The organism is Streptococcus danieliae (assembly GCF_025447695.1).
Lineage (GTDB): Bacteria > Bacillota > Bacilli > Lactobacillales > Streptococcaceae > Streptococcus > Streptococcus danieliae.
Genome location: NZ_JAOBSU010000183.1, coordinates 1 through 1,419 on the forward strand (window position 1 = coordinate 1; position 1,419 = coordinate 1,419).

The following is a 1,419-nucleotide window of genomic DNA, read 5'->3' on the forward strand; positions in this document are numbered from 1 at the left end:
CACTTTCACAGCATTCTGATAGTCTTTCAATTCATCCAGACTCACTGTAATGTACTTAAATTTTGTACAAGGCCTAGATAATTTCAGAATGATTTCTTTCGACTTCACAAAGACCTTGTCATACCATAGCGTGATAGTTGTTTTAATGATTCCCCCATGCGGGAGATTAGTGCTCTTTTTGATTCTAACCATCTATGACCTCCACTTCAAACATAGGGTTATCGAACACACCGCCGAAGCCAGCTTTATCGAGTTCTGATTTTGTGTAATACGGCTCTGGGACAATGCTGTCTGATTCAAATTGAAACCAAGTATCTTTATCAGAATATCTAATCAGTTTTTGACCATTCGCTTTCAACGATACTTTATACTTCTTCTCCTTGATAACCTCGACTGCTTCGATACCATCAGCAAATAAAATTGCTAGAGCTTTTTGTCTCTCTTTTTGCTCTCTACTTTCACAATTGAATAAATAATCTTCAATGTAATCTGGAACAATGTAGGCTTGAACCGCTTCGATAAAATCCATAAATGTGTTCGACGATAGGAAATTGGCTTTAATAAAATCCACTACACGCTGTGGGACTTGCAGTTTGTCTACTTTTTGGAGCTTGTCTAGTTCCTCTTGAGCCACCCAAAAATTACTTTCATCTAGTTCAACCATTATTCGATAAGGATGAATAGCGCTCGGAATATCAACATCAGTAATTTCCACCTCTACTAAAAACTTATCTCCCTCTTTGTATTTCAACTCACTCATTTTTCGCCTCCTTAGTCTCCAATTATTTCGTATGTCTTTTTAAAAATATCTGGTTTAACGGGATATTTTTCACCATCTACTCCAGTAATAATCCAATCACCAGCAGAGGCTTTCATAGTCCCCTCTAAAGTCTCTATATATCGGTCTGATTTTGTACGCTCAGCGTCAACCACTACTGGAATTTTCCGAACTTTAACCATTCCCCACCTCATCTAGCAACTCTGGATTCTCGTAGATGTTGCCGATAACTTCTCCAACTGCCCAAAAATCATATGGTAAATAATCGAAAGCTGTTTCCAGTGCAAATGCGAGGGATTCTTTCTGCCAAACAACAATCCCATACCTCTCACCTTCTGGGTTTTCTGGATAATAGAGAACATCCCCTTCAAAAATCTCAGTCCCGTTCTCGCCAAACAACCCCGTTGATTGCATGAGAACAACATCATCAAAGGATCTCCCATCTTCAAAATCTCGCCAATCCAGATAGAAACAGCCATCATAAACTACAGGGTTATTGTACATTTCTGTGCCAAACCACGCTCTAAACTTTGGTACTACCACTCTTCTCCCCTTTCAACACGTTCTGCTAAACAATCACCACAATAACCTGTCTGAAAGATAATGTCACCATCTCCAGACTCTAATGAAAACCAGTATCC

The 1,419-nt window shown here is 39.1% G+C and carries 4 protein-coding genes; all 4 read right to left on the reverse strand.

What is annotated here, in order from left to right; genetic code table 11:
- On the reverse strand, nucleotides 1-192 hold a 192-nt coding region (locus N4310_RS08435; RefSeq protein ID WP_262092822.1), incomplete at its 3' end, for a hypothetical protein.
- Nucleotides 185-760, reverse strand: coding sequence for a DUF1642 domain-containing protein (locus N4310_RS08440; protein ID WP_262092823.1), 576 nt, complete (start codon nucleotides 758-760; stop codon nucleotides 185-187). The genes N4310_RS08440 and N4310_RS08435, both read right to left, overlap by 8 nt.
- Nucleotides 761-771: 11 nt before the next feature.
- Nucleotides 772-960 (reverse strand): hypothetical protein, encoded by a 189-nt coding sequence (locus tag N4310_RS08445; RefSeq protein ID WP_160332012.1) that lies wholly within the window; start codon nucleotides 958-960, stop codon nucleotides 772-774.
- Nucleotides 953-1,321: a YopX family protein gene (locus N4310_RS08450; protein ID WP_262092824.1), complete on the reverse strand. Its 369-nt coding sequence runs from the start codon at nucleotides 1,319-1,321 to the stop codon at nucleotides 953-955. The genes N4310_RS08445 and N4310_RS08450 overlap by 8 nt, the downstream gene beginning before the upstream one ends.
- Nucleotides 1,322-1,419 lie beyond the last annotated feature (98 nt).

Coding starts and splice junctions, on each gene's coding strand:
- N4310_RS08440 (WP_262092823.1), bottom strand. CDS start 760: ATGAGTGAGTTGAAATACAAAGAGGGAGATAAGTTTTTAGTAGAGGTG.
- N4310_RS08445 (WP_160332012.1), bottom strand. CDS start 960: ATGGTTAAAGTTCGGAAAATTCCAGTAGTGGTTGACGCTGAGCGTACA.